Annotated in this window: 17 protein-coding genes, 1 tRNA gene and 1 pseudogene; 12 read left to right on the top strand and 7 right to left on the bottom strand. The window is 65.7% G+C overall.

Annotated features, from left to right (window positions below; all coding sequences use genetic code 11):
* The first annotated feature begins 40 nt into the window (after positions 1-40).
* Positions 41-114, top strand: a tRNA-Pro gene (locus MUK71_RS06475).
* 104 nt (positions 115-218) lie between these two features.
* On the opposite strand, the gene MUK71_RS06480 is transcribed toward MUK71_RS06475, so the two are convergent.
* Positions 219-782, bottom strand: coding sequence for an alpha/beta fold hydrolase (locus MUK71_RS06480; protein ID WP_227928060.1), 564 nt, complete (start codon positions 780-782; stop codon positions 219-221).
* A gap of 275 nt (positions 783-1,057) precedes the next feature.
* Here MUK71_RS06480 and MUK71_RS06485 point away from each other — a divergent pair, with 275 nt between their 5' ends.
* The 6 genes from MUK71_RS06485 (at position 1,058) to MUK71_RS06510 (ending at position 5,836) form a co-directional block, all read left to right on the top strand.
* Positions 1,058-2,176 (top strand): PQQ-dependent sugar dehydrogenase, encoded by a 1,119-nt coding sequence (locus MUK71_RS06485; RefSeq protein WP_244802836.1) that lies wholly within the window; start codon positions 1,058-1,060, stop codon positions 2,174-2,176.
* 175 nt (positions 2,177-2,351) lie between these two features.
* Positions 2,352-3,107: a VOC family protein gene (locus MUK71_RS06490; RefSeq protein ID WP_227928058.1), complete on the top strand. Its 756-nt coding sequence runs from the start codon at positions 2,352-2,354 to the stop codon at positions 3,105-3,107.
* Between the two features lie 199 nt (positions 3,108-3,306).
* On the top strand, positions 3,307-3,783 hold the full coding sequence (locus MUK71_RS06495; protein ID WP_227902320.1) for an FHA domain-containing protein: 477 nt from the start codon (positions 3,307-3,309) through the stop codon (positions 3,781-3,783).
* 31 nt (positions 3,784-3,814) lie between these two features.
* Positions 3,815-4,564, top strand: a complete 750-nt coding sequence (gene ftsR / locus MUK71_RS06500) for a transcriptional regulator FtsR (RefSeq protein ID WP_227928057.1) — start codon at positions 3,815-3,817, stop codon at positions 4,562-4,564.
* A gap of 3 nt (positions 4,565-4,567) precedes the next feature.
* On the top strand, positions 4,568-5,068 hold the full coding sequence (locus tag MUK71_RS06505) for a bifunctional nuclease family protein (RefSeq protein WP_227928056.1): 501 nt from the start codon (positions 4,568-4,570) through the stop codon (positions 5,066-5,068).
* Between the two features lie 186 nt (positions 5,069-5,254).
* The gene (locus MUK71_RS06510; RefSeq protein ID WP_227902317.1) at positions 5,255-5,836 is read left to right on the top strand and encodes a MerR family transcriptional regulator; all 582 of its coding nucleotides are present in this window, start codon (positions 5,255-5,257) and stop codon (positions 5,834-5,836) included.
* A gap of 86 nt (positions 5,837-5,922) precedes the next feature.
* Here the strand turns inward: MUK71_RS06510 and MUK71_RS06515 are convergent, their stop codons facing one another.
* Positions 5,923-6,765: a ParA family protein gene (locus MUK71_RS06515; protein ID WP_227902316.1), complete on the bottom strand. Its 843-nt coding sequence runs from the start codon at positions 6,763-6,765 to the stop codon at positions 5,923-5,925.
* A 263-nt stretch (positions 6,766-7,028) separates the two neighbouring features.
* Here MUK71_RS06515 and MUK71_RS06520 point away from each other — a divergent pair, with 263 nt between their 5' ends.
* Together MUK71_RS06520 and MUK71_RS06525 are read left to right on the top strand one after the other, a co-directional pair.
* Positions 7,029-10,427 carry a pyruvate carboxylase gene (locus MUK71_RS06520; protein WP_227928055.1) on the top strand — a complete coding sequence of 1,133 codons (3,399 nt, stop codon included), beginning with the start codon at positions 7,029-7,031 and terminating at the stop codon, positions 10,425-10,427.
* 27 nt (positions 10,428-10,454) lie between these two features.
* Entirely contained in the window at positions 10,455-11,882 is a 1,428-nt protein-coding gene (locus MUK71_RS06525; protein WP_227928054.1) for a mycothione reductase, read from the top strand.
* 36 nt (positions 11,883-11,918) lie between these two features.
* Here MUK71_RS06525 and MUK71_RS06530 read toward each other — a convergent pair whose 3' ends face one another.
* Complete coding sequence (locus MUK71_RS06530; RefSeq protein WP_227902313.1) at positions 11,919-13,727, bottom strand: AMP-dependent synthetase/ligase; 1,809 nt, start codon at positions 13,725-13,727, stop codon at positions 11,919-11,921.
* A gap of 236 nt (positions 13,728-13,963) precedes the next feature.
* On the opposite strand from MUK71_RS06530, the gene MUK71_RS06535 reads away from it, so the two are divergent.
* A complete protein-coding gene (locus tag MUK71_RS06535) occupies positions 13,964-14,944 on the top strand; it encodes an ROK family glucokinase (protein WP_227902349.1) in 981 nt (326 codons plus the stop codon).
* A gap of 26 nt (positions 14,945-14,970) precedes the next feature.
* Here MUK71_RS06535 and MUK71_RS06540 read toward each other — a convergent pair whose 3' ends face one another.
* Together MUK71_RS06540 and MUK71_RS06545 are read right to left on the bottom strand one after the other, a co-directional pair.
* Positions 14,971-15,492 (bottom strand): hypothetical protein, encoded by a 522-nt coding sequence (locus tag MUK71_RS06540; RefSeq protein WP_227902312.1) that lies wholly within the window; start codon positions 15,490-15,492, stop codon positions 14,971-14,973.
* Complete coding sequence (locus tag MUK71_RS06545; protein WP_227902311.1) at positions 15,489-16,253, bottom strand: alpha/beta hydrolase; 765 nt, start codon at positions 16,251-16,253, stop codon at positions 15,489-15,491. The genes MUK71_RS06540 and MUK71_RS06545 overlap by 4 nt, the downstream gene beginning before the upstream one ends.
* Positions 16,254-16,419: 166 nt before the next feature.
* On the opposite strand from MUK71_RS06545, the pseudogene MUK71_RS16310 reads away from it, so the two are divergent.
* Together MUK71_RS16310 and MUK71_RS06555 are read left to right on the top strand one after the other, a co-directional pair.
* A pseudogene (locus tag MUK71_RS16310) lies at positions 16,420-17,100 on the top strand (lysophospholipid acyltransferase family protein); the annotation flags it as partial.
* A 467-nt stretch (positions 17,101-17,567) separates the two neighbouring features.
* Positions 17,568-18,968: a class II 3-deoxy-7-phosphoheptulonate synthase gene (locus MUK71_RS06555; protein WP_227928052.1), complete on the top strand. Its 1,401-nt coding sequence runs from the start codon at positions 17,568-17,570 to the stop codon at positions 18,966-18,968.
* 124 nt (positions 18,969-19,092) lie between these two features.
* Here the strand turns inward: MUK71_RS06555 and MUK71_RS06560 are convergent, their stop codons facing one another.
* Both MUK71_RS06560 and MUK71_RS06565 read right to left on the bottom strand, forming a co-directional pair.
* Positions 19,093-21,285, bottom strand: a complete 2,193-nt coding sequence (locus MUK71_RS06560) for a Stk1 family PASTA domain-containing Ser/Thr kinase (protein WP_227928051.1) — start codon at positions 21,283-21,285, stop codon at positions 19,093-19,095.
* 82 nt (positions 21,286-21,367) lie between these two features.
* Entirely contained in the window at positions 21,368-22,681 is a 1,314-nt protein-coding gene (locus tag MUK71_RS06565; protein ID WP_341482018.1) for a LysM peptidoglycan-binding domain-containing protein, read from the bottom strand.
* Positions 22,682-22,811: the final 130 nt, after the last annotated feature.

Genomic DNA, 22,811 nt, shown 5'->3' on the forward strand with positions numbered 1-22,811 from the left:
TATTCGAGTTGGTTCGGCCGGAAATAAACCGGCCGGGTAACGGGTTGTGGCGCAGCTTGGTAGCGCACTTGACTGGGGGTCAAGGGGTCGCAGGTTCAAATCCTGTCAACCCGACAGATAGCCTGGCGGAACGAGAGTTCTGCCGGGCTTTTGTCGTTAAACGGTCTGCCGTTTAGCGACATCTGTCGGTCAGCGGCGTACCAGCGGGCCGTGCCGGCTCACAGGTTCCCCAGTGCCGCCACGTCCTCGGCAATGGCACCCATGCGGCCCTCGAACTGGTGGCCACCGGTTGCGTGCCTGCGAACGGCGGCATGGGGTATTCGCTCAGCGAGCCGCTCAAGGTGGGCAAAGGGCACCACGTCGTCGTCACGGCAGTGATGCAGCCGGACGGGAAGCCGCAGCTGCGCCGCTGGCGGCAGTGCGTACTCGGCCTGCCATCCTTCGGTGCCCCATGCCGGCGTCGCCAGGAGCACCAGGCCTAGGGGAGCGGGGGCCCTGTCATCATCGGCCCCGCCATCGTCGGCCCCGCCTTCATCGGCCCCGCTCTCATCCGCATAGTGCAGCAGGGCCGTGGATGCACCGAAGGAGTGCCCCACCACCACCGCACCCGGTTCCATCGACGCGAGCCAGCGCTCCAATTCGCGGCGCCACTGGGCAGCGGACATGTCCTCTTCGGGAAATTCGGGCATAACCACGGGGACGTTCAGCCGGTTACGCAGTTCCGCTGCCAACGGCTGGTCATCCATCCATCCGCCGGCACCATGGACGAAGAGAATCTCCATCTTGGCTCCAATGTTTGTTGGGAGCGGGTTCGTATGGCTGGGGGAGAGAGGTAGGGGCTGGGCGCCCGCTCACCACGCTCCGCCGTCGGGCACTCCAGCGGCCCGCCTCGGCCCGCCTCAAACCCCAGGACCGATTCTCCCCGCCTCCGGGGCACTCCGCCAGATGCGCACAGTCGCCGGGGCAAGGCGGCTTTCCGTCCGCCGGCCTTCCGGAGGGCTCCCCGCCCGGTTAGGTTCGGACAATGACGCGGCTACAGTTCCCAGGTACGCCCGGGATGAACGGTGGACCCGGGACGGCAGACCGGAACGTACCCGGACGCACACTCCGACGCCGTTACCTCCGCCCGGCCGCGATGGTGCTCACTGTCCTGGCCGCTGCTGCCTGTACCGCCGGCCCGGACGGCGCCGGTGGACTGTCCACCGACGAATCGTCCGCCGGTGCCGCCACAGCTGAAACCATCGCCACCGGACTCGACGCTCCGTGGTCCGTTGCATTCGCCGGCAGCACCGCGCTGATCAGCGAGCGGGATACCGGCCGCATCCTGTCGGTGAACCCTGACGGGACTACCTACGAGGTGGGCAGTATTGCCGAATCAGCCGGCAGCGGAGAAGGCGGGCTCCTCGGGATTGCCGTGCAGGATGGCGTCCTCTTTACGTACCTGACCGCCGGGGAGGAGAACCGGATTGACCGGCGGGAACTAAGCGGGGACGCCGGGTCTTGGGGTTTGGGGCCCCCGGAGACCGTAGTGGAGGGCATTCCCGCAGGCCGGGTCCATAACGGCGGGCGCCTCGCGTTCGGTCCCGACGGCATGCTGTATGCCACCACGGGCGACGCCGGAGACCGGGACAGCGCCCAGGACCTGGAATCGTTGGCTGGCAAGATCCTGCGGATGGCGGCCGACGGCACAGTCCCTGCGGACAATCCGTTGCCCGGGTCCCTCGTCTACAGCTACGGGCACCGCAATCCGCAGGGGATTGGCTGGGATGCCGACGGCATTCTTTACGCCAGTGAGTTCGGTCAGGACACCTGGGACGAGCTCAACGTGATTGAGCCCGGCGGCAACTACGGATGGCCGGAGGTGGAAGGCATGGCAGGTGAGGCAGGCTTCATCGACCCGGTGCAGCAGTGGGCTCCCGATGTTGCCAGCCCGAGCGGCATCGCCATCGTGAAGGAATCCGCCTACATCGCCAACCTGCGCGGGGAACGTCTCCGGCAGGTGCCGCTGGCGGACCCCGGGACGTCCACGGACTACTTCACCGGCGAACACAGCCGGTTGCGCGATGTGGTGAATGCTCCCGACGGCAGCCTGTGGGTGCTGACAAACAACACCGATGGCCGCGGAAAGCCAGGTCCCGATGATGACCGCATACTTCGCATTGAGCTGCCGGACTAAAGCTGTAGGCAGGCCCTCTTCATCCAGGCCGCGACCGGCTTCCGTTCCGGCACGCTCTGTGCCGCTCTTCCCGCGCCGCCCCCGGAAGCCTAGCCTTACATCTGTCTGCTGACCGGCCCCCGTGCGGGCTGCTGGCGTCCCGGAGCGAGCCCGACAAGAAACTGGAAGGACAGCCATGCCGGAAAAAATCTCTTCGTTTGCCGTTTCGCTCAACGTTCCGGACCCCGAAGCCTCCGCCCGGTTCCTGATAGAGCATTTGGGCTACGCCGTGGACATGGAAGATGACGGGTTTTTCTCCCTTCGCCACCCCGACGGCGGGTCCAACATCATTTTCCTCCGCACCGGGCTGCCCACCTTCAAGCCCGCCGAAGCCGCCGGCCGTGCCCGCGAGGGCCTGCTGCTGGTGCACGAGGTGGACAATCTCGACGAAGCCCACGCGCAACTGCGGGACGCCGGGGCGGAAGTGGTCACGCCACCGGAAACCGAGCCGTGGGGTGAACGCTTTGCCCAGTACCGGGATCCGAACGGCCTGATCATCCAAATGGTCCAATGGGTGGCCGGTCCCGGTGAAGGCGGGGCTGTTCCGCCGGAGCTGGCCCGTGAGGAGCTCCTTCGGCTGGAGCGCAGACTCGCGGTTGAGGGCGCGCCCGCCTACCGGGAACTCCTGCACCCGGACGCCGTGGTGATAGTGCCGGGTGCGGTGCTGAACAAAGGGGAGTGTGTTGCCGCGATCACGGCCGCGGCTCCCTGGGACACCGTCCGGATGGACCCTTTCCGGCACTGGGTCACCGCTGATACGGCGACCCTGGCCTACCGGTTCACGGGCAGTCGGGGCGGGGAGGAATATTCGGCTGTAATGCTGTCCGGGTACATCGTCCGCGATGGACGGGCTGAACTGATCCACCATCAGCAGACGCCCGAACCGGGGTGAGAGGGTGCGGACGGACCGCGGCGGCTGCCGGAGGAACGCCCGGACAAGGACATATAGTTTTCCCCAGCGGAATCGCCAGTGCCGCCAAGGGCCTGCAGCGGGTAGGCTAATACAGCAGGTAAGGCAGAAACAGTCGCTGGAACCGGATCAGCCAGGGAGACCCCGGCTGATCAGTTTTCATTTTGGGGAGGATTTGCACATGGCGGGCGAGCAGTACAGTGCCGAACGAGCGGACAACCGACAGGCACCAGGTGGAGAAGACACCACATCCATCAGTCTTCCCCCGATTTCCGACTCCACATCGGTGGAGCCGAAGCTGACCCCGGACGAGCGCGCCGCGGTCGCCGCTCTTCCGGCAGGATCAGCCTTGCTGATTGCCCACAGCGGACCCAACGCCGGTGCCCGCTTCCTGCTGGACCAGGATGTGACCACCGCCGGCCGGCATCCCAATGCAGATGTGTTCCTCGATGACGTCACCGTCTCCCGCAAGCATGTCGAGTTCCGCCGTACACCGGAAGGATTCCGGGTGGTCGATTCAATGAGCCTGAACGGTACGTACGTCAACAATGACCGGGTGGACAGTGTGCTGCTGCGCACGGGCAGCGAAGTGCAGATCGGGAAATTCCGGCTGACTTTTTATGCTGCACGGCCGGCATCTGCCCGGACCCAGGCGTAGCTCCGGGCGCAGGGCAGATAAGGTAGTAGACATGTCAGCATCACAGTCCGTCAGGCGTACCCCCGGACCGGAGCGGCTGCGCGGCAGGGTGCTGAACATTGGCGAGGTCCTCAGCGAGCTGAGCGGTGATTTTCCGGCCATCAGTGCGTCCAAGATCCGTTTCCTCGAGGAAAAGGGCCTGGTAACGCCCCAGCGCACCGCGGCTGGCTACCGCAAGTACACCACGGCGGACGTCGAACGGCTCCGGTTTGTCCTGGCGCTTCAGCGGGACCAGTACCTGCCGTTGAAGGTCATCAAGGACTATCTTGACGCCATCGACCGGGGTGAACGTCCCGAGTCGCTGCCCGGCGGAATGTCCCTTGCCCCGCGTGCGGTGTCGGACCAGCTGGCCGGAGAACTTGCGGCACGCGCCCGTGCCCGGACACTGACCTTCGCGGAACTGGTCCGGGAATCCGGCGCCAGCAGTGACCTTGTGCACAGCCTCGCCAGCTACGGGCTGATTAATGCCACGGATGAACGCTATGACGAACATGCGCTCAAGGTGGCGAAGGCCTGCGTCCAGCTTGAGGCCCACGGCATCGAGCCCCGCCACCTGCGCCCATTCCGGGCGGCCGCCGACCGTGAGCTGGGACTGGTGGAACGCGTGGTCGCCCCCGTTGCCTCCCGCCGCGACGTGGCGTCCAAGGCACGTGCCGCTGAAACAGCCCGCGAGATCAGTGACCTGTGCCTGAGCCTGCACAGCGCTCTGGTCCAGGGCCAAATCGCCCGGATGGAGGCCTAACCCATGCAGGAAATCGAAGTAGTGGGCGTGCGGATTGAACTGCCATCCAACCAGCCGCTGGTCCTCCTGAAGGAAGTCAACGGGGAACGGCACCTGCCCATCTGGATCGGAGCACCCGAGGCCAGCGCGATCGCCTTTGTGCAGCAGGGGATAGTTCCACCGCGGCCGATGACCCATGACCTGCTCGTGAACCTGATCCGGGCCCTGAAGCGCACCGTCACCCAGGTCCGGCTGATCTCGGTGGAGGACACCGTCTTCCACGCGGAGATTGTTTTTGAGGACGGCACGGCAGTGAATTCCCGGGCTTCGGACGCCATAGCCGTTGCGCTGCGGGTGCCCTGCCCGATCTACTGCGCGGATGCAGTGCTTGACGAGGCCGGAGTGCGGATTGCGGAGACCGACGAGTCCGAGGCCAGCGAAGAAGAGCAGGACAACGCGGAACAGGAGATGCGGCAGTTCCGTGAATTCCTGGCCGATGTTGAACCCGAGGACTTCGAGCACTAACGGATTACCTGCCCGGCTCCGACACGCCGCGGCAAAAACCCCTGCGTCTTTGACCTTGGTGCCAGTCGGTTCTAACGTCGAAGCATAGAGTTCCCATTGCATCGGGGGAGTTCTCGGGGGAGACTGAAAACCCCGATTGCTCCGGCCCGTGCCGACCCCCAGGGGAACCGTTATTAGGAGGCACACGTGAGTCCGAAAGGCGACGCCGGCGAGCGTGCCGGTGTACCAGGGAGCATCCCGCCCCACAGTGCCCAGGGCTTGCTGTTCACCGAAGACCTTCCCGTCCTGGACGAGGACGCCGGGTACCGCGGCCCTACAGCCTGCAAGGCGGCCGGCATCACCTACCGCCAGCTGGATTACTGGGCGCGGACGGGACTCGTTGAGCCGGCCGTGCGGGGTGCCGCAGGCTCCGGCACCCAGCGCCTCTACAGCTTCCGGGACATTCTTGTCCTGAAGGTGGTTAAGCGCCTCCTGGATACCGGGGTGTCCCTCCAGCAGATCCGTACCGCCGTGGAACACCTGCGGGAACGCGGCGTCGAGGACCTGGCCCAGATCACCCTGATGAGTGACGGTGCAAGCGTGTACGAGTGCACCTCCGCAGATGAAGTCATTGACCTGGTGCAGGGCGGCCAGGGCGTATTCGGCATTGCCGTGGGCCGTGTCTGGCGTGAAGTGGAGGGCAGCCTCGCCCAGCTGCCCAGCGAGCACGTCAACGAGTTTCCCGGAGACGAACTGAGCCAGCGGCGTATCGCCCGCAAAATCAGCTAGCCAGGGAAAGAACCGGCCACAGAAGCCTTAGACAAACGGAAGGGCACCCCGCGGGGTGCCCTTCCGTTTGTCAGTCTGCGCAGCTGTTAGCCCACGGGCCGGCGCATCACGCGGTTGCGGACGCTGCCGGTATCCATCAGGTTCTTGACCAGGGCATCAAAAGTGCCCGCAGCCTGCTTGGCGGATTCGCCCGGCCAGTGGTGGACCGAATGCGCGGCACCCTGGATCTGCTGCCAGTTGGCCTGTTCGGCGATGGTCGGGCTCAGCAGGAGATCGCCGAACATCTGCTTCATCTCGGCCAGACGGAACACATGCTCGTTGGAACTGGGCCGCACCCGGTTGGCGATGATGCCCGCGGGTGCCAGGTTCGGTGCGAACTCCTCCCTGAACAGGTCCAGGGCACGCATGGTGCGTTCGGTGCCTGCTACTGAGAAGAGGCCGGGCTCGGCAACAAGCAGGACGCGGTTGCTGGCCGTCCACGCCATCCGGGTCAGGCCGTTCAGTGACGGCGGGCAGTCGATCAGGACCAGACCGTAGCCGGTGACCCGGGACAGCAGGTTTGTCAGGCGCCGAAGGTCGCGTTTGCCGAGGTCGGGGCGGTCATAGATCCCCGAGTAGGCGGAACCCATGGCTACGTCCAGGACAGGTTTCCGGCCGGCCGGGTTCTTGGCGAGCCGGCGGGCGTTTTCCACCCAGCCGCTGGGTACCACCTGGTCGGCCAGCTGCACCCGGCGGGGGTTGCGAAGCATTTCGCCGATGCCAAGCTGGCTGCCGGCGCTGACACCCAGGCCGGTGGTCGCATCTGCATGCGGGTCCAGGTCCACGACGAGCGTCGGAATGCCTGCGGCCAGCGCGGCGGATGCCAGGCCCAGCGTGACGGAGGTTTTACCGACGCCGCCCTTCAGGCTGCTGATGCTCACTACTTGCACTTGTTGAACCAAAACCTAACGTGTCTAGGGATCACTGGAGGCTGCACCCTCATTCTATGTGACGGACGCCTGTTACCTTGGCAGCGCCCTTTTGCAGGGGTGGCGCTTACACTGGTGGCACACTGTGATATCCACCACGGCGGTTCCGTGCTGCGCCTACCGGCTGCAGCCGGTATTTTTCACGCTTGCCCGCAACTGCCGTGGGTAAAATCCGTTAATGGCGGTACTGTCCTGGTGCCCCACCGCAACGATGCAGGAGACCCATGTTCTCGAAGATATTGGTAGCGAACCGGGGCGAAATCGCCATTCGGGCGTTCCGTGCCGCGTATGAGCTCGGTGCGAAGACGGTGGCCGTGTTTCCCCACGAGGACCGGAACTCCATTCACCGGCAGAAGGCCGACGAGGCCTACCTGATCGGCGAGGAGGGCCACCCGGTCCGGGCGTACCTGGATGTGGATGAAATCATCCGGGTGGCCAAGGAATCCGGCTGCGACGCGATCTATCCCGGGTACGGCTTCCTGTCCGAGAACTCGCATCTGGCCCGGGCTGCAGCCGACGCCGGCATCACCTTTGTGGGGCCGGCGGCGGACATTCTGGAGCTGGCCGGGCATAAGGTGCACGCGCTGAACGCCGCCAGGGAAGCCGGCATCCCGGTTCTGCGGTCCACGGCGCCGAGCGCAGACCCCGACGAGCTGCTGGCGGAGGCTGACGCCATCGGTTTCCCGATCTTCGTCAAGGCCGTGGCCGGCGGCGGCGGACGCGGCATGCGGCGGGTGGACAGCAAGGACAAGCTGCCCGAAGCCCTCGCCGCGGCGATGCGGGAGGCGGAAACCGCCTTCGGCGACCCCACGGTGTTCCTCGAGCAGGCAGTCCTTCGGCCCCGGCACATTGAGGTTCAGATCCTCGCGGATGCTGAAGGCAACATCGTGCACCTGTTCGAGCGGGACTGCTCACTGCAGCGCCGGCACCAGAAGGTGGTGGAAATTGCCCCCGCACCGAACCTGGATGAGAACATCCGCCAGGCTCTGTACCGGGATGCGGTGAAGTTCGCCAAGGCGCTGAAATACGTGAATGCGGGCACCGTGGAGTTCCTCGTGGATACGGTGGGCGAGCGGGCCGGCCAGCACGTGTTCATTGAAATGAACCCGCGCGTGCAGGTGGAACACACCGTCACCGAGGAAATCACCGACGTCGATATTGTCCAGTCCCAGCTGCGCATCGCAGCCGGGGAAACGCTGGCTGATCTGGGCCTGTTCCAGGATGAGCTGCAGATCCGCGGGGCCGCCCTGCAGTGCCGCATCACCACCGAGGACCCCGCCAACGGGTTCCGGCCCGACGTCGGCCGGATCAGCGCCTACCGCTCAGCCGGTGGCGCCGGGGTGCGGCTCGACGGCGGCACCGTATACGCCGGCGCGGAAATCAGCCCGCACTTTGACTCCATGCTGGTGAAACTGACGTGCCGTGGCCGGACCTACCCGGTGGCCGTGAACCGTGCCCGCCGGGCACTTGCGGAGTTCCGGATCCGCGGTGTCGCCACCAATATCTCCTTCCTGCAGGCCGTGCTGGATGATCCGGACTTTGTCGCCGGAGATGTGGCTACATCCTTCATCGAGGAGCGCCCGGAACTGCTTAATGCCCGCGGTTCAGCAGATCGCGGTACCAAGCTGCTGAACTGGCTTGCTGACGTCACAGTTAATAAGCCGCATGGAGAAGCAGTGCTGCACAGCGACCCGGCGGAGAAGCTTCCCGCCGACCTGCCGGAAGCACGGCCGGGCTCACGGCAGCGGCTGCTTGAACTGGGGCCGGAAGGCTTCGCCGCAGACCTTCGGCAGCGCACGGCCCTGGCGGTCACGGACACCACGTTCCGGGACGCCCACCAGTCCCTGCTCGCCACGCGGGTCCGTACCCGGGACCTGACTGCAGCAGCTCCGGCGGTAGCTGCCCTGACGCCCGAACTGTTCTCCGTGGAAGCCTGGGGCGGTGCCACTTACGATGTTGCGCTCCGCTTCCTCGGCGAAGACCCATGGGAACGTTTGGCCGCGCTGCGCCACGAACTGCCCAACGTCTGCATCCAGATGCTGCTGCGCGGACGGAACACGGTGGGCTACACGCCCTACCCCACGGAAGTCACCGAGGCATTCGTGGAAGAGGCAGCCGCCACCGGTGTTGATATCTTCCGGATCTTCGATGCGCTCAATGACGTCTCGCAGATGGAACCGGCCATCCAGGCGGTGCGGAACACGGGAACCGCGGTAGCCGAGGTTGCCCTCTGCTACACCGGTGACCTTCTGGACCCCAAGGAAGAGCTCTACACGCTGGACTACTATCTGGATCTGGCCCAGCGCATGGTCGACGCCGGCGCCCACATCCTGGCTATCAAGGACATGGCCGGCCTGCTGCGCCCGGCTGCTGCCGCCAAGCTTGTCTCCGCCCTGCGGGAACGCTTTGACCTGCCGGTACACCTGCATACCCATGACACCGCAGGCGGCCAGCTGGCCACCCTGCTGGCGGCAGCGGACGCCGGGGTGGACGCCGTGGACGTGGCCAGCGCCCCGCTGGCCGGAACCACCAGCCAGCCCTCCATGTCCTCGCTGGTGGCATCACTGACCAATACCGACAGGGACACCGGTATCAGCCTGGACGCGGTGGGCGCCTTGGAACCGTACTGGGAAGCCGTCCGCCGGGTGTACTCACCCTTCGAGTCCGGTCTGGCCGGCCCCACCGGGCGGGTGTACCGGCACGAAATCCCCGGCGGCCAGCTGTCCAACCTCCGCCAGCAGGCCATTGCCCTGGGACTGGGGGAGCGGTTCGAAGCCATCGAGGATATGTACACTGCCGCGGACCGCATTCTCGGCCGCCTGGTGAAGGTCACGCCCTCCTCGAAGGTAGTGGGGGATCTGGCCCTGCAGCTGGTCGGATCGAACGTCTCCCCGGAGGACTTTGAAGAGAACCCGCAGAATTACGACATTCCCGATTCGGTGATCGGCTTCCTGAGCGGCGAACTGGGCGACCCTCCCGGAGGCTGGCCGGAACCCTTCCGGACCAAGGCGCTGCAGGGCCGGAAGGTCAGGGCACGCGACGTCGAACTCACCGAGGTGGACAGGGCGGGACTGAACGCGGATTCGGCAACCCGGCAGGAAACGCTCAACCGCCTGCTTTTCGCCGGCCCCGCCAAGGAGTTCGCCACTGTCCGGGAAACCTACGGCGACGTGTCCGTGCTGGAAACACGTGACTACCTGTACGGGCTGCGCCGTGGGGAAGAGCACGTTATTGAACTCGAAAAGGGCGTGCGCCTGATAGCCACGCTCGACGCCGTATCTGAACCGGATGAGAAGGGAATGCGGACGGTCATGACCACGCTGAACGGGCAGATGCGCCCGGTCCTGGTGCGGGACCGCAGCATTGAGACCTCGGAGAAATCAGCGGAGCGGGCGGATCCGGCCGAGCCCGGACATGTCGCAGCGCCGTTCGCCGGCGCGGTGACTGTCACGGTCAAGGAGGGCACCGAAGTTGCTGCGGGTGAGACGGTTGCCACCATTGAGGCCATGAAGATGGAGGCCTCCATTACGGCACCGATCGCCGGCACCATCGAACGGGTGGCCATTTCGCAGGTGGAACAGGTCCAGGGCGGTGATTTGCTGCTGGTGATCACCCCTAAGTGAAATCCCCAGGCTGAGTAGACTGATGGCGTGACCCATTTTGATCTCGCCATCATCGGCTCAGGCTCCGGCAATTCACTGATCACCCCTGACTGGGACGGTAAGCGGGTGGCGGTCATCGACGGAGGAACGTTCGGGGGTACCTGCCTGAACGTCGGGTGCATTCCCACCAAGATGTTTGTGTATCCCGCCCAGCTGGCGGCCGCCGTGAGCGACGGCGCCCGGCTGGGCGTGGATGCGCCGCTGGCCGGGGTGCGCTGGCGTGATATCCGGGACCGGATTTTTACCCGCATAGACGCCATCTCGGAGGGTGGCAGGCGTTACCGGGCCGAAGAGCTGGAGAACGTCACGCTGTACAGCGAATACGTCCGCTTCACTTCGCCGCATTCCCTGGTCACCGCTACCGGTGAGAAAATCACCGCCGATCAGATAGTGGTGGCTGCCGGCTCACGCCCGGTCCTGCCCGACACCCCGGGCATGGACCTGCCACAGGTGCACACCTCCGATACCGTCATGCGCGTGGATGAGCTGCCACGCCGGGTGCTCATCATCGGCGGCGGGTACATCGCCGCGGAGTTCGGGTTCGTCTTCGCTGCCTTCGGTACGGAGGTGACCGTTGCAGTCCGTTCGGGGGCGATGCTGCGTTCACTGGACGAGACAGTATCCGAGCGCTTCACCGCCGAAGCGGCCAAGCAGTGGAACCTGCAGTTGAACACCACGGTGGACTCGCTCAAGGAAAACGCTGACGGTTCCGTGCACGTGGTGCTTTCCGGGCCGGCAGGAACGCAGGAACTCGACGTGGACCTGGTGCTTGCCGCCACCGGACGGGTGCCCAATACGGACAGGCTGGACGTAGCTGCAGCCGGTTTCGATACCCGGGAGGACGGCCGGCTGGCCGTGGACGGGTACGGCCGGGTGCTGTCCTCCGGCGCCCCGGTCCCCGGTGTCTGGGCGCTGGGGGATGTCAGCAGCGACTACCAGCTCAAGCACGTTGCCAACCATGAGGCACGGGTGGTTTCACATAACCTGGTCCATCCGGATGACCTGCGGAAGGCGGATCACCGCTTTGTCCCGGCCGCCGTCTTCAGCAGCCCGCAGATTGCCAGTGTGGGAATGACGGAGGAAGAGGCCTGCACCGATACTGAGGCCCGCGGCGTGGAACTGGCGCTGGCCGTGCAGGAATACGGCTCGACGGCGTATGGCTGGGCCATGGAGGACTCCACCGGTTTCGTGAAACTGCTGGCGGAGAAGGAGAGCGGCCGCCTGCTCGGCGCGCACATCATGGGCCACGAGGCGTCCATGCTGATCCAGCCGCTCATCCAGGCCATGGAGTTCGGTCTGGACGCGGCCACCATGGCCCGGGGCCAGTACTGGATTCACCCGGCACTGACCGAGGTAGTGGAAAACGCCTTGCTGTCCCTGAAGACAACGGAAAAGCCGGGCAGGAACCGCCTCTAGTCGAGGGGCCGCTGCCCGGCTTCAAGCCGTGCAGGATCAGACGCGCTGACCGCTGTAGATGTCGTCGATGACCTCCGAGAAGTCCCGCAGCACCTGGGCGCGCTTGATCTTCAGGGACGGGGTCAGGTGCCCGCTGGTCTCGGTGAAGTCGGTGGGCACTACCCGGAAGACCTTGATGGCCTCAGCCTGGGAGACCTTCTTGTTGGCCCGGTCCACAATGCCCTGCAGTTCCGTCTGCAGTTCGTCAGTGGCGGCAACCTCGCTCACCGTCATGCCGGCGCGCAGCTTGTTCCGTTCCAGCCAGCCCGGAAGTGCCTCTTCATCGATGGTGATCAGTGCGGAGATGAACGGCTTGGCATCACCCACCACCACACACTGGGAGACGATGGCGCTGGACCGGATGGAATCCTCCAGCTGGGACGGCACTACGTTCTTGCCGCCGGCCGTCACGATGATTTCCTTCTTGCGGCCGGTGATCTTCAGGAAGCCGTCGGCATCAAGCTCGCCGATATCGCCGGTGTGGAACCAGCCGTCGGTGAAGGTTTCACCCATGAGGTCGGGGCGCTTGTAGTAGCCCTTCATAACGCTGATGCCCTTGGCGAGGATCTCACCATCGTCGGCGATCCGGACACTGTTGCCGGGAAGCGGGGCACCCACCGTGCCCAGCTTGACCAGCTGCGGGGTGTTGGTGGTCAGCGGGGCAGTGGTCTCGGTGAGGCCGTAGCCTTCCAGGACCAGCAGGCCGATGCCATGGAAGAAGTGTCCCAGGCGCTCACCCAGGGGTGCTCCGCCGGAGACGGCGTACTCCACCCGGCCGCCCATGGCCTCGCGGATCTTTCCGTACAGCAGCCGGTCGAAGAGGGCGTGCTTGAGCTTCAGGCCCAGCGGCACCTTTCCTTCCTGCTTGGCCTTGGACCATTCCACGGCGGTGGCAACGCCGGCATGGAAGATCTTGCCCTTGCCGCCGTCCTCGGCCTTGAGCATGGAGGCGTTGAAGACCTTTTCCAGTACGCGGGGGACCACCAGGATGAAGGTCGGTTTGAAACTCTGCAGATCGGGGAGCAGGTTCTTGACGTCCGGTGTATGCGCCACCGTGGCGCCGGTGGCCACGCTGAGCACCGAAATGAACCGGGCCAGCACGTGTGCCAGCGGGAGGAACATGATGGTCTGGGACCCTTCGCGGGCCACTTCGGGCTCGGCGAGCTCGGAGTTTTTGGACAGGTTCACGAAGTTGCCGTGGGTTAGCTCGCACCCCTTGGGCTTACCCGTGGTGCCGGAGGTGTAGATGATGGTGGCGAGGTCATCCATGTGGGCCGTGGCCCGCCGGGCGTCGAGATCCTCGTCACTGATCGAGGCGCCTGCAGTCCGCAGTGTGTCGAGGCCGCCGCCGTCGATCTGCCAGACGTTGGCAACCCCTGAGAGGTCCTCGTCTGCTGCAGCCTGACGGACAATGTTCTCATGCCGCGGAGCTTCCACCACAATGCCGACGGCACCGGAGTCGCTGAGGATCCAGGCGACCTGTGAAGGGGAGGAGGTCTCGTACACCGGAACGGAGACGGCTCCGGCGAACCAGAGGGCGAAATCCACCAGGGTCCACTCGTACCGGGTGCGGGACATAATGGCGACCCGGTCGCCTGCCTTCACGCCGGAGGCCATAAAGCCCTTCGCGAGGGCGCTGACATCCTTGGTGAACTCCGTGGCGCTGATCCGCTGCCACTCACCCTGCCCGTCCCGTACGGCAAAAAGTGCCGGATTGCTCGGCTTTGCTGCCTGGTCCAGCAGCATGTTGGTGATGTTTGTCTGCGGCGGGGATTCCGCTAGGACGGGAACGCTGAATTCTCGCACGATAGCTCCTTTGATATCCGGGTGGGCCCGTAGGCACTGCCAGCCTATAACCTAGATCACACTCTTGTACCCGTCGGTAACCTTGCGGATCTATAACTTTTGCGTCACCGCTCTTGCTGTTTCCTTAGAATAGGTTTCTGATGCCTCCCTTAACGCCAGTTTCCGTGCCCCGTTCCGTTCCGACACCCCTGCAGCGCCGTCTCGGCCCTGCCGAGCCCTTCCGGGGCGGCCGGCCCATGCGGCTGCACAACCGGATGCGGCGGCGCGGCCTGGCCATCGGCATCGACATCGGCGGAACCAAGGTAGCGGCCGGCCTGGTGGACGGGAACGGCAGAGTCCTGAAACAGGCACGCCGCTCCACTCCCGGTCATGACCCCCGGGAGGTCGAGGCCGTGATTGTGGACCTGGTCCGTGAACTCTCGGCGGAGCACCACGTATGGTCGGTGGGCATCGGCGCGGCCGGCTGGATGGACCTGGCCGGCAGCACGGTCCTGTTCAGCCCGCACCTGGCCTGGCGCAATGAGCCGCTGCGCGAGAATCTCGAACGGCTGCTGCGCCGCCGGGTTTTCCTTGTCAACGACGCCGACGGTGCTGCCTGGGCGGAGTACCGCTTCGGTGCCGGTGCCGGTGAGTCCCGGCTGGTCTGCGTAACCCTGGGAACAGGGATCGGCGGTGCCATGGTGCTGGACGGGCGGCTGGAGCGCGGCCGGTTTGGGGTGGCGGGGGAGTTTGGCCACCAGATCATCATGCCGGGCGGGCACCGCTGCGAATGCGGAAACCGCGGCTGCTGGGAGCAGTACGCCTCGGGCAACGCGCTGGGCAGGGAGGCACGTGAACTTGCGGCCGCCAACTCACCGGTGGCGCAGGAGCTTCTCCGTGCCGTGGACGGCAATACGGACGCGGTGACGGGGGCCGTAGTGACCCGCCTGGCATTGGAAGGCGATGCGGCAAGCATTGAGCTGCTGGATGAGGTGGGCCAGTGGCTGGGACTTGGCCTGGCGAACCTGGCAGCCGCCCTGGACCCGGGAATGTTCGTCATTGGCGGCGGACTGAGCGACGCCGGGGATCTGCTCCTTGAACCTGCACGCCGATCCTTTGCCCGGAACCTGACCGGCCGGGGTTTCCGGCCCGCAGCGAGGATGGAACGCGCCGCGATGGGTCCGGCAGCAGGAATGATCGGTGCCGCGGACCTCTCGCGGATCGCCACACGCCGCTAGGCCGGACGCGGACCCGGCCGGACCGCCTAGACCTCGGCGCCGTCGTCGTTCTCGTCGCGATGCGAGGGGAGCCGGAACAGCAGGTACGCCGCCGAGCCGGCGAAGACGGCGATGGTCCCCAGCACGACGGCCAGCGGCGCCCCGCGCCAGAGCATCGCGAATAGCAGAAGCATCAGCGGCCCGCCCAGTGCGCCGATCCAGGCCAGCACCACCAGCGGTTCGCCGCTGCCCAGGGGTGGTGGTTCCGGGGGAGTGAACCCGCCGTCGTCCTCGTCCTCCTCCGGCGCCGCGTAGTCCCGCGGGCCGGTCATGGGGAGCGGCTGGTTCTCGAAGATGGCCCGGGTCCGCTCGGCGGGTGAGCCGGCCGGGCCCGGACCGGGAACGCCGGCCTGTTGTCCGGGGCCGGGGTCCTCCTGCGGAGCAGGGGATTCCCGGTCGCCGCCGTCGCGGCTGGTTTCGCCGGCATCCATGTGCTCCAGCCGGGCGACCAGGTCCAGCCAGACTTCCTCGTCGGTGGATTCATTGTGCTCCGGTTCGCGGTCGCTCATGAGCGGACTCCGGTGCTCACCCGTTGGATGAAACTCTGGGACTGTTCGAAGATCAGCGGCGCATCATGATCCATGGTGGCCACGTGGTAGCTGTTCTCCAGCGGCACCACCTCAAGGTCCGCGTTGACAAGCCCGGTGCGCAGCACATCCATGCTGGACTCGGGGACAATCGCATCCACCCGGGACCGGAAAGCGAGGACCGGCGCGTTCACCTCCGGCAGCGAAGCAGTGGTGTCGCGGAAAAGCCGTCCCAACTGCTGTACCGCCGCTACCGGAGTCCGCGGGTATGCCCCTTCGTCCTGCCCCTCCAGCCGGATGTCGTTGCCGATGGCCGGAACGGATCGGAGCACGTATTTGAGCAGCCCCGAATAGCGTGCCCGCGGGTCGCCGATGGTCAGGCCGGGGTTAACGACGACGACGCCCGCCACCGGTTGCTTCGCCGCCAGCCGCAGTGCCAGCGCGCCTCCCATCGACAGTCCTGCCGCAACGACGGTTCCGGTCCGCTCCCGCAGGGAGTAGTAGGCCTGCTCATATTCCCCGTACCACCGCTGCCAGGGTGTCCGTGCCAGTTCCTGCCAGGTGGTGCCGTGTCCGGGCAGCAGCGGCAGGCTGACCGCGTAGCCCTGATCCGCCAGGTGCCGGGCCCAGGCCGCCAGGCTCACCGGGGAGCCGGTGAAGCCGTGGCTCAGGAGCACGCCCACGCCGGCATTGGGGCCGTGTCCCGCATAGTGAAAGGCGTCAGCGCCCGGGAGGGAAGTCATATCTCTATGGTTGCATTGCGGGGAGCATTTTCCACCCCGCAGGGAGCAAACTATTAGGGGGCGCGCACGCCGGAAATTCACCTGCGGCGCGCAGCCCGCATACAGTAGAGTCTGCGGAACCAACAGGTTCCCTAGTTTTGTTTGTCCGGACGGGAGATCAGGCCGCGTGTTCTATTGGGTGATGAAGACGATATTCATCGGGCCGGTGGTAAATCTTCTCTTCAGGCCCTGGGTGAAGGGGATGAACAACATTCCCGAGTCCGGTCCGGCAGTCCTGGTGAGTAACCACCTCTCCTTCTCCGACTCGATCTTCCTGCCGCTGGCTGTGCCCCGCCCGGTGAGCTTCCTGGCGAAGAGCGACTACTTCAACGGCAAGGGCATCAAGGGCAAGCTCACTGCGGCGTTCTTCCGGCTCGCCAACCAGCTGCCCATGGACCGTTCCGGTGGTGCAGCCTCCGCGAGCTCCCTGAAAGCCGGGGTAGACGTGCTGGAAAACGGCGGACTGCTGGGTATCTACCCCGAGGGCACGCGCAGCCCTGACGGCCGCCTCTACCGCGGCAAAACCGGTGTGGCCAAGCTGGTCCTCTCCACAGGTGTCCCGGTGATCCCGGTTGCCATGATCGGTACCGATAAGGTCCAGCCGATTGGACGCCGGATCCCCAACATCCGCCGTATCGGCATCATTGTCGGCGAGCCGCTGGATTTCTCCCGGTATGCCGGCCTGGAGAATGACCGCTTTATCCAGCGTTCGGTAACCGACGAGATCATGTATGAACTCATGCGCCTGTCCGGCCAGGAATACGTAGACGTATACGCCAGCACCGTCAAGGAAAAGAACGCCGCACGGAAAGGCGGCAAGGCTGCCGAGGCCCGCGGCGCCGCGGTCCGTCTGGGGACTGCTCCGGCGGGAACCGACGCCCGTACCACTCAGGACACTTCCGCCGTCGATGTGCCCGTGGAGGACGGCGGAAAGCTGCCCGGCACGGTAACCGTGATCGGGTCCAAGGCCGCCGGTTCGGATGAGGCGCCTAAAGACGTGACGGCGGACCGTAAGGGAAAGAAGGCAGCACGCGGTGAGCGTGCCGGAAAGCGCCGTACATCCCAGCTCGCCGCGGACATCACCGGCTCCGGTGCGGACAAGACGTCCGGTGCGGACGGGGCCTCCGGCGCCGACAACGGCAGCGCACCCGCTGAACAGGGCCGCAGGCCGCACTCGGCATAGTCCTGTTCTTCCCGGCCCTGTTTACGTTGCACGGCATCCGGCGAATATGACGCGCTTATTTGTTCCGGGCGGGCAGCCAGTAGGCTTAAGCCGTGACCAACACACCCGTAAACAGCGATTCCCTTCCAACCACGCTCTCCGGTGCGGCCGCTACTGCTGCCAGCCATCCGGAACTGGATAACTGGCGTTCCCTGCCTATTGCCCAGCAGCCCACCTGGCAGGACGATCCCGGGTATAGCGCGGCAATCGCGGAACTTTCCATGGTCCCGCCGCTGGTCTTTGCCGGTGAAGTGGACGTGCTCCGTTCCCGTCTGGCCGAGGCCGCGCAGGGCAAGGCATTCCTCCTCCAGGGCGGGGACTGCGCCGAGACCTTCGAGGCCGCCACTGCGGACAAGATCAGTGCCCGTGTGCGCACGCTGCTGCAGATGGCTGTGGTGCTCACCTATGGCGCCTCGGTGCCGGTGATCAAGATGGGCCGGATGGCTGGCCAGTTCGCCAAGCCCCGCTCCTCCAATGACGAAACCCGCAACGGTGTCACCCTGCCTGCCTACCGCGGCGATATGGTCAACGGCTTCGAGTTCACCCCGGAGTCCCGCCGGCACAACCCGGCCCGGATGGTGCGGGCGTACCACACCTCCGCTTCCACGTTGAACCTGATCCGCGCCTTTACCCAGGGCGGGTTTGCCGACCTGCGGCTGGTGCACCACTGGAACAAGGGGTTCACCTCAAACCCTGCGCACTCCCGGTACGAGTCCCTGGCCCGCGAGATTGACCGGGCCGTCCGCTTTATGGATGCCTGCGGCGCAGACTTCGAGGCCCTGAAACGGGTGGAGTTCTTTGCCAGCCATGAAGCGCTGCTGCTGGATTACGAGCGCGCCCTGACCCGCGTGGATTCCCGCACCGGCCAGCCCTACGACACCTCCGGGCACTTCCTCTGGATCGGGGAGCGGACGAGGGATCTTGACGCCGCCCATGTGGACTTCCTCTCCAAGGTGCGCAATCCCATTGGCGTGAAGCTTGGCCCCAAGACCAGCCCCGAGGATGCCCTTGCCCTGATTGACAAGCTGGATCCGAACCGTGAACCGGGCCGGCTGACCTTTATCACCCGGATGGGAGCCAACAACATCCGGGAGAAGCTGCCCCCGCTGGTGGAGAAGGTCACCGCGTCCGGCGCGAAGGTCCTGTGGGTAACCGACCCGATGCACGGAAATACCGTGACGTCACCGAACGGCTACAAGACCAGGAACTTCGATGACGTTATGGACGAAGTCCGCGGCTTCTTTGAAGTGCATGATTCGCTGGGCACCTTCCCCGGCGGACTGCACGTGGAAATGACCGGTGACGACGTGGCCGAGTGCCTCGGCGGAGCAGATCCGGTTGATCAGGATGCCTTTGTCGAGGGCTACGAATCGGTCTGCGATCCGCGCCTGAACCACATGCAGTCCCTGGAAATGGCGTTCCTGGTTGCCGGAGCTCTTTCGCGCCGGAGCTAGTTTCAAAAACTGCAAGGGAGGGCTGCAGGAGATCCGGGATCTCCTGCAGCCCTCCCTTGTCTGTCCGGCCTGTTTGCCTGTCCGGTTGTTTTGCCTGTTTGGTGTGTTTGTCCGGGCGCAGGCGCTAGACGACCTTGAGGATCACAGTGGACCCCTCGGGTGCCGTTCCGGCGCCGGGGTCCTGGTCCCGGACCAGGCCCAGGAGGCCGCCGAGCAGGTTTTCCACCTGCACATTGAATCCCCGGCCTTCGAGGTCCGCCCGTGCTTCTTCGGCACGGCGGCCCACATAGTTCGGCACTTCGACCATCCGCGGTCCCAGCGAGATGGTCAGGGTCACGGTCTGGCCCCTCTCGAGCAGGCCGGCTTCGGGAGTCTGGGAGACGACGGCGCCGGCCGGCACAGTGGCGCTGTTGACCTTATCCGGGGCAACGGCGGCCGTGAGGCCTGAATCCTCAATGGCCTTGACCGCGGCTTCCTCGCTCTGACCGGTCACCGACGGAACCTCCACGGGGGCCGGGCCCTTGGAGACCGTGACATCCACCGTGGCACCGAGCCGGAGCATGGTGTCCGGGGTGGGCCGCTGGCTGATAATCGCACCGGCGGATACTGTTTCGCTGTATTCTTCCGTGACGCCACCGAGGGCCAGTTCGGCGTCTGCCAGGTCCGATTCCGCGGCATCCAGGCTGCGCTGGACGATGTTGGGTACCGCGAAGAGCTGGGGCCCTTTGGACACCAGCAGTGTGACGGGCCGGTAGCGGCGGACTTCCCCGGGAGCTGCCGGGTCGGTGCCGACGGCGAATCCGGCGGCGACTACTTCGTCATAGACCTCGGTGGTGGTGAAGTTCAGGCCGGCGCCGCCGAGCTGGTCGCCTGCTTCGTCAACGGAGGCATTGCTGACATCGGGAATGGACACCAGCGCGCCCGGGCCGGCGCCGAAGAACCAGCCGGCAAAGGCCGCAGCGCAAAGCAGCACCGTCAGCACCAGGGCCAGCAGCACTCCCCGGCGCCCGCTCCTGCCGCTGCGCAGACCTACCTGCGGCCGGTGTGCCTGGCGGTCACTGTCGCGGAGCCGGTTGCGGTCAGCGCGCCTGGCGAGCCGGCGCTGCGCACGGGTGCCTGCCTGCTCATTACCGGTGCCGTCGTCGCCCTCATCGTCCTCACCATCCTCAAAGCCGTCGTGAGGATAACCGTCCGCAGTGCCGTCTCCGTCATCGCCGGCCGTTCCGAGTCCGCCGGGGAAAACCGTGGTGGCGTGTTCGCTGCGGCTGAGCACTTCGGTGTGGTTCGCGTCCCGCCCGGTATCGGAACCGTGGGGATCCTGGTCCAGGGCGGAGGCGTCAATGATGCTGGTGGGATCGGATGCCCCAATGACCTCCGTGGCACCGGTAGCGGCAGCGGCTCCGGAGCGGGAAAGAGCCTCTGTGGGCATGTCACCGGACGCGGAACCGGTGGTGCACCGGAAGTCCAATTCCTCGTCAGTGAGGGTGGTGCGGATATGCCGGAGCTCACCCAGCAGCGCACGCCCGTTGACCGGACGTTCTTCGGGGTCCCGTGCCGTGCACCAGCGCACCAGCTCGTCCAGGTCCTCTGCGAGGCCGGGGCACAGGGCGGAGGGGGCCGGCACTGCCGAATGCACGTGGGCAAAGGCGACCTGGATAGGCGAGTCGCCGGTGAAGGGCTGGCGTCCGGTCAGCATTTCATAAAGCAGGATGCCTGCTGAATAGACGTCGCTGCGTTCATCTCCGCCGTCGCCGGTCACCAGCTCCGGGGCGAGGTAGGCGACGGTTCCGACCAGGGTTCCGGTGTTGGTGCTGGTTGACACGGCGCGGGCCAGGCCAAAGTCGGCGATCTTAATCCGGCCGTTGTCTGCCAGCAGTACGTTCTCGGGTTTGACGTCACGGTGGACCAGCCCGGCGTCGTGGGCCGCAGCCAGGCCCTCGACCACCGCGTCCATCAGTGCCAGCGCAAGCCGGGGAGAGAGGGCGTGCCGTTCGTCGAGCAGCCCGCGAAGGGTCCGTCCAGGAACATACTCCATCACCAGATAGGCGAGGGAATCGGTAATGCCCTGATCCAGCACGCCCACCACATGGGGGTGCGAAAGGCGCGCCGCGGACTTGGCTTCGCTCTCGAAACGCCGCAGGAAGCCACGGTCGGCGGCCAGATGCGGGAACAGCACTTTCAGCGCTACGTCGCGGTCCAGCCGGCGGTCGGTGGCGAGGTAGACGCTGGACATGCCGCCGCGTGCGATCAGTGACCTGACGAAGTAGCGGTCATCCACCAGCGTGTCTACGAGGGAGTCTTTCACGGGATCATGCACTCTTCGATCCTAGTGGGGACAGCGGGAAGGGCCCGGATCGACACCCGATCCGGACCCTTCCGCTGCACTGCGGCTCTTCCGGTTACTGGAAGGTGGCCCGGTGGGCCAGCACGGAGCTGACGTAGCTGCGCGTGTCGGAGAACATACCGTTGGTCGTCACCGAATACTGCCCCTGGTAGTAGGACGCAATGGCGTTTTCCAGGCTGTCACTGGTGCGGATCAGGGCGCTGATAATGGCCACACCGGCCGTAGCGTTGTCATACGGGTCCAGCAGGTTCAGTTCGCGGCCCACCAGCTGGGAAGCCCACTCGCCCGAAGACGGGATGACCTGCATGGTGCCAATGGCATTGGCAGGGGAGACGGCGCGCTGATCGAAGCCGGACTCCTGCAGGGCGAAGGCCTGGGCGAGTGCCGGATCAACACCCATCTGCGCAGCGGTATCGGCAACAATCTGCTGCATCTGGGCCCGGCTGGGCACGGGCAGGGAATTCAGGGTCTGCTTGTTCAGGTTGGCACCGGCCACCACATGCGCGGGGTAGGTGTAGTGCAGGAACGTGCTGGGGACCAGGTCCGTCGGTGCTGCGTCCGTCGGTGCGGCAGCTACCGGTGCCGAGGAGGCAATGCTCACGGTCCCGACGCCGCTGACGCTAATCTGCTGCCCCGGCCGGATGACGGAGGAGGGGTTCAGGCCGTTGGCGGCAAGGACGCTCGACAGGCTTACGCCGTGTTCGGCTGCGATGGCACCGAGCGTATCGCCGGGCTTCACCGTGTAGGTGCCAGCTGCAGCCTGGACCTCGGCAGGAGCCGGGGCGGCAGGCGCTGCGGGTGCTGCAGGCGGCGCCGACGGCGTCGATCCGTTCACCACGATGGACTGGCCCGGGTAAATCACCGATGTGAGGGTGAGGTTGTTTGCAGCGAGAATGCTGGACAGCGCAACCCCGTGCCGGGCTGCGATGGCGCTGAGCGTGTCACCGGAAACGACCTTGTAGGTGCCTGATGCCGGAGCTGCCTTCTTCTCCGGGACGGCCGGGGCGGCTGCGGTGCCGGTCAGGCGGAGCTCTTTACCGGCAAAGATCAGGGACGTCGGCTGCAGGTTATTGACCCGGAGTACCTCGGACACTGACAGGCCGTACCGGGCGGCGATGGAGGTCACGGTATCACCGGCGGCAATCCGGTGGGTGGCGGGCACGGAAGACTCGGCAGCCAGCGTGGCGGGGACCTGGGTGGCCAGCTGGGAAGCGGCGACGCCGGTCACTGCGCCGGTGTTCAGGTTCTTGATGGCCTGCAGCGGAAGCTGGGGGAAAAGCGTGTTCTGCGGCGAAACGGGTGCGGCGGCAGCGGGCTCCGCCAGAGCCAGTGCGGACATCATCACTGCAGGAATCGCGGCGGTTGTCACGGCAACACTTAATTTGCGCGGCATTCCGGTTGCAGCGGGGCGCGTGGCTGGCGTTCCCGTTGTCGACTCAGCGTTCATAGGGTTGCTGTTTCCTCATCTGTGATGGCCGCGGCCTTTACCGCAAATCCGT

The organism is Arthrobacter zhangbolii (assembly GCF_022869865.1).
In the GTDB taxonomy this organism is placed as follows: Bacteria; Actinomycetota; Actinomycetes; order Actinomycetales; family Micrococcaceae; genus Arthrobacter_B; species Arthrobacter_B zhangbolii.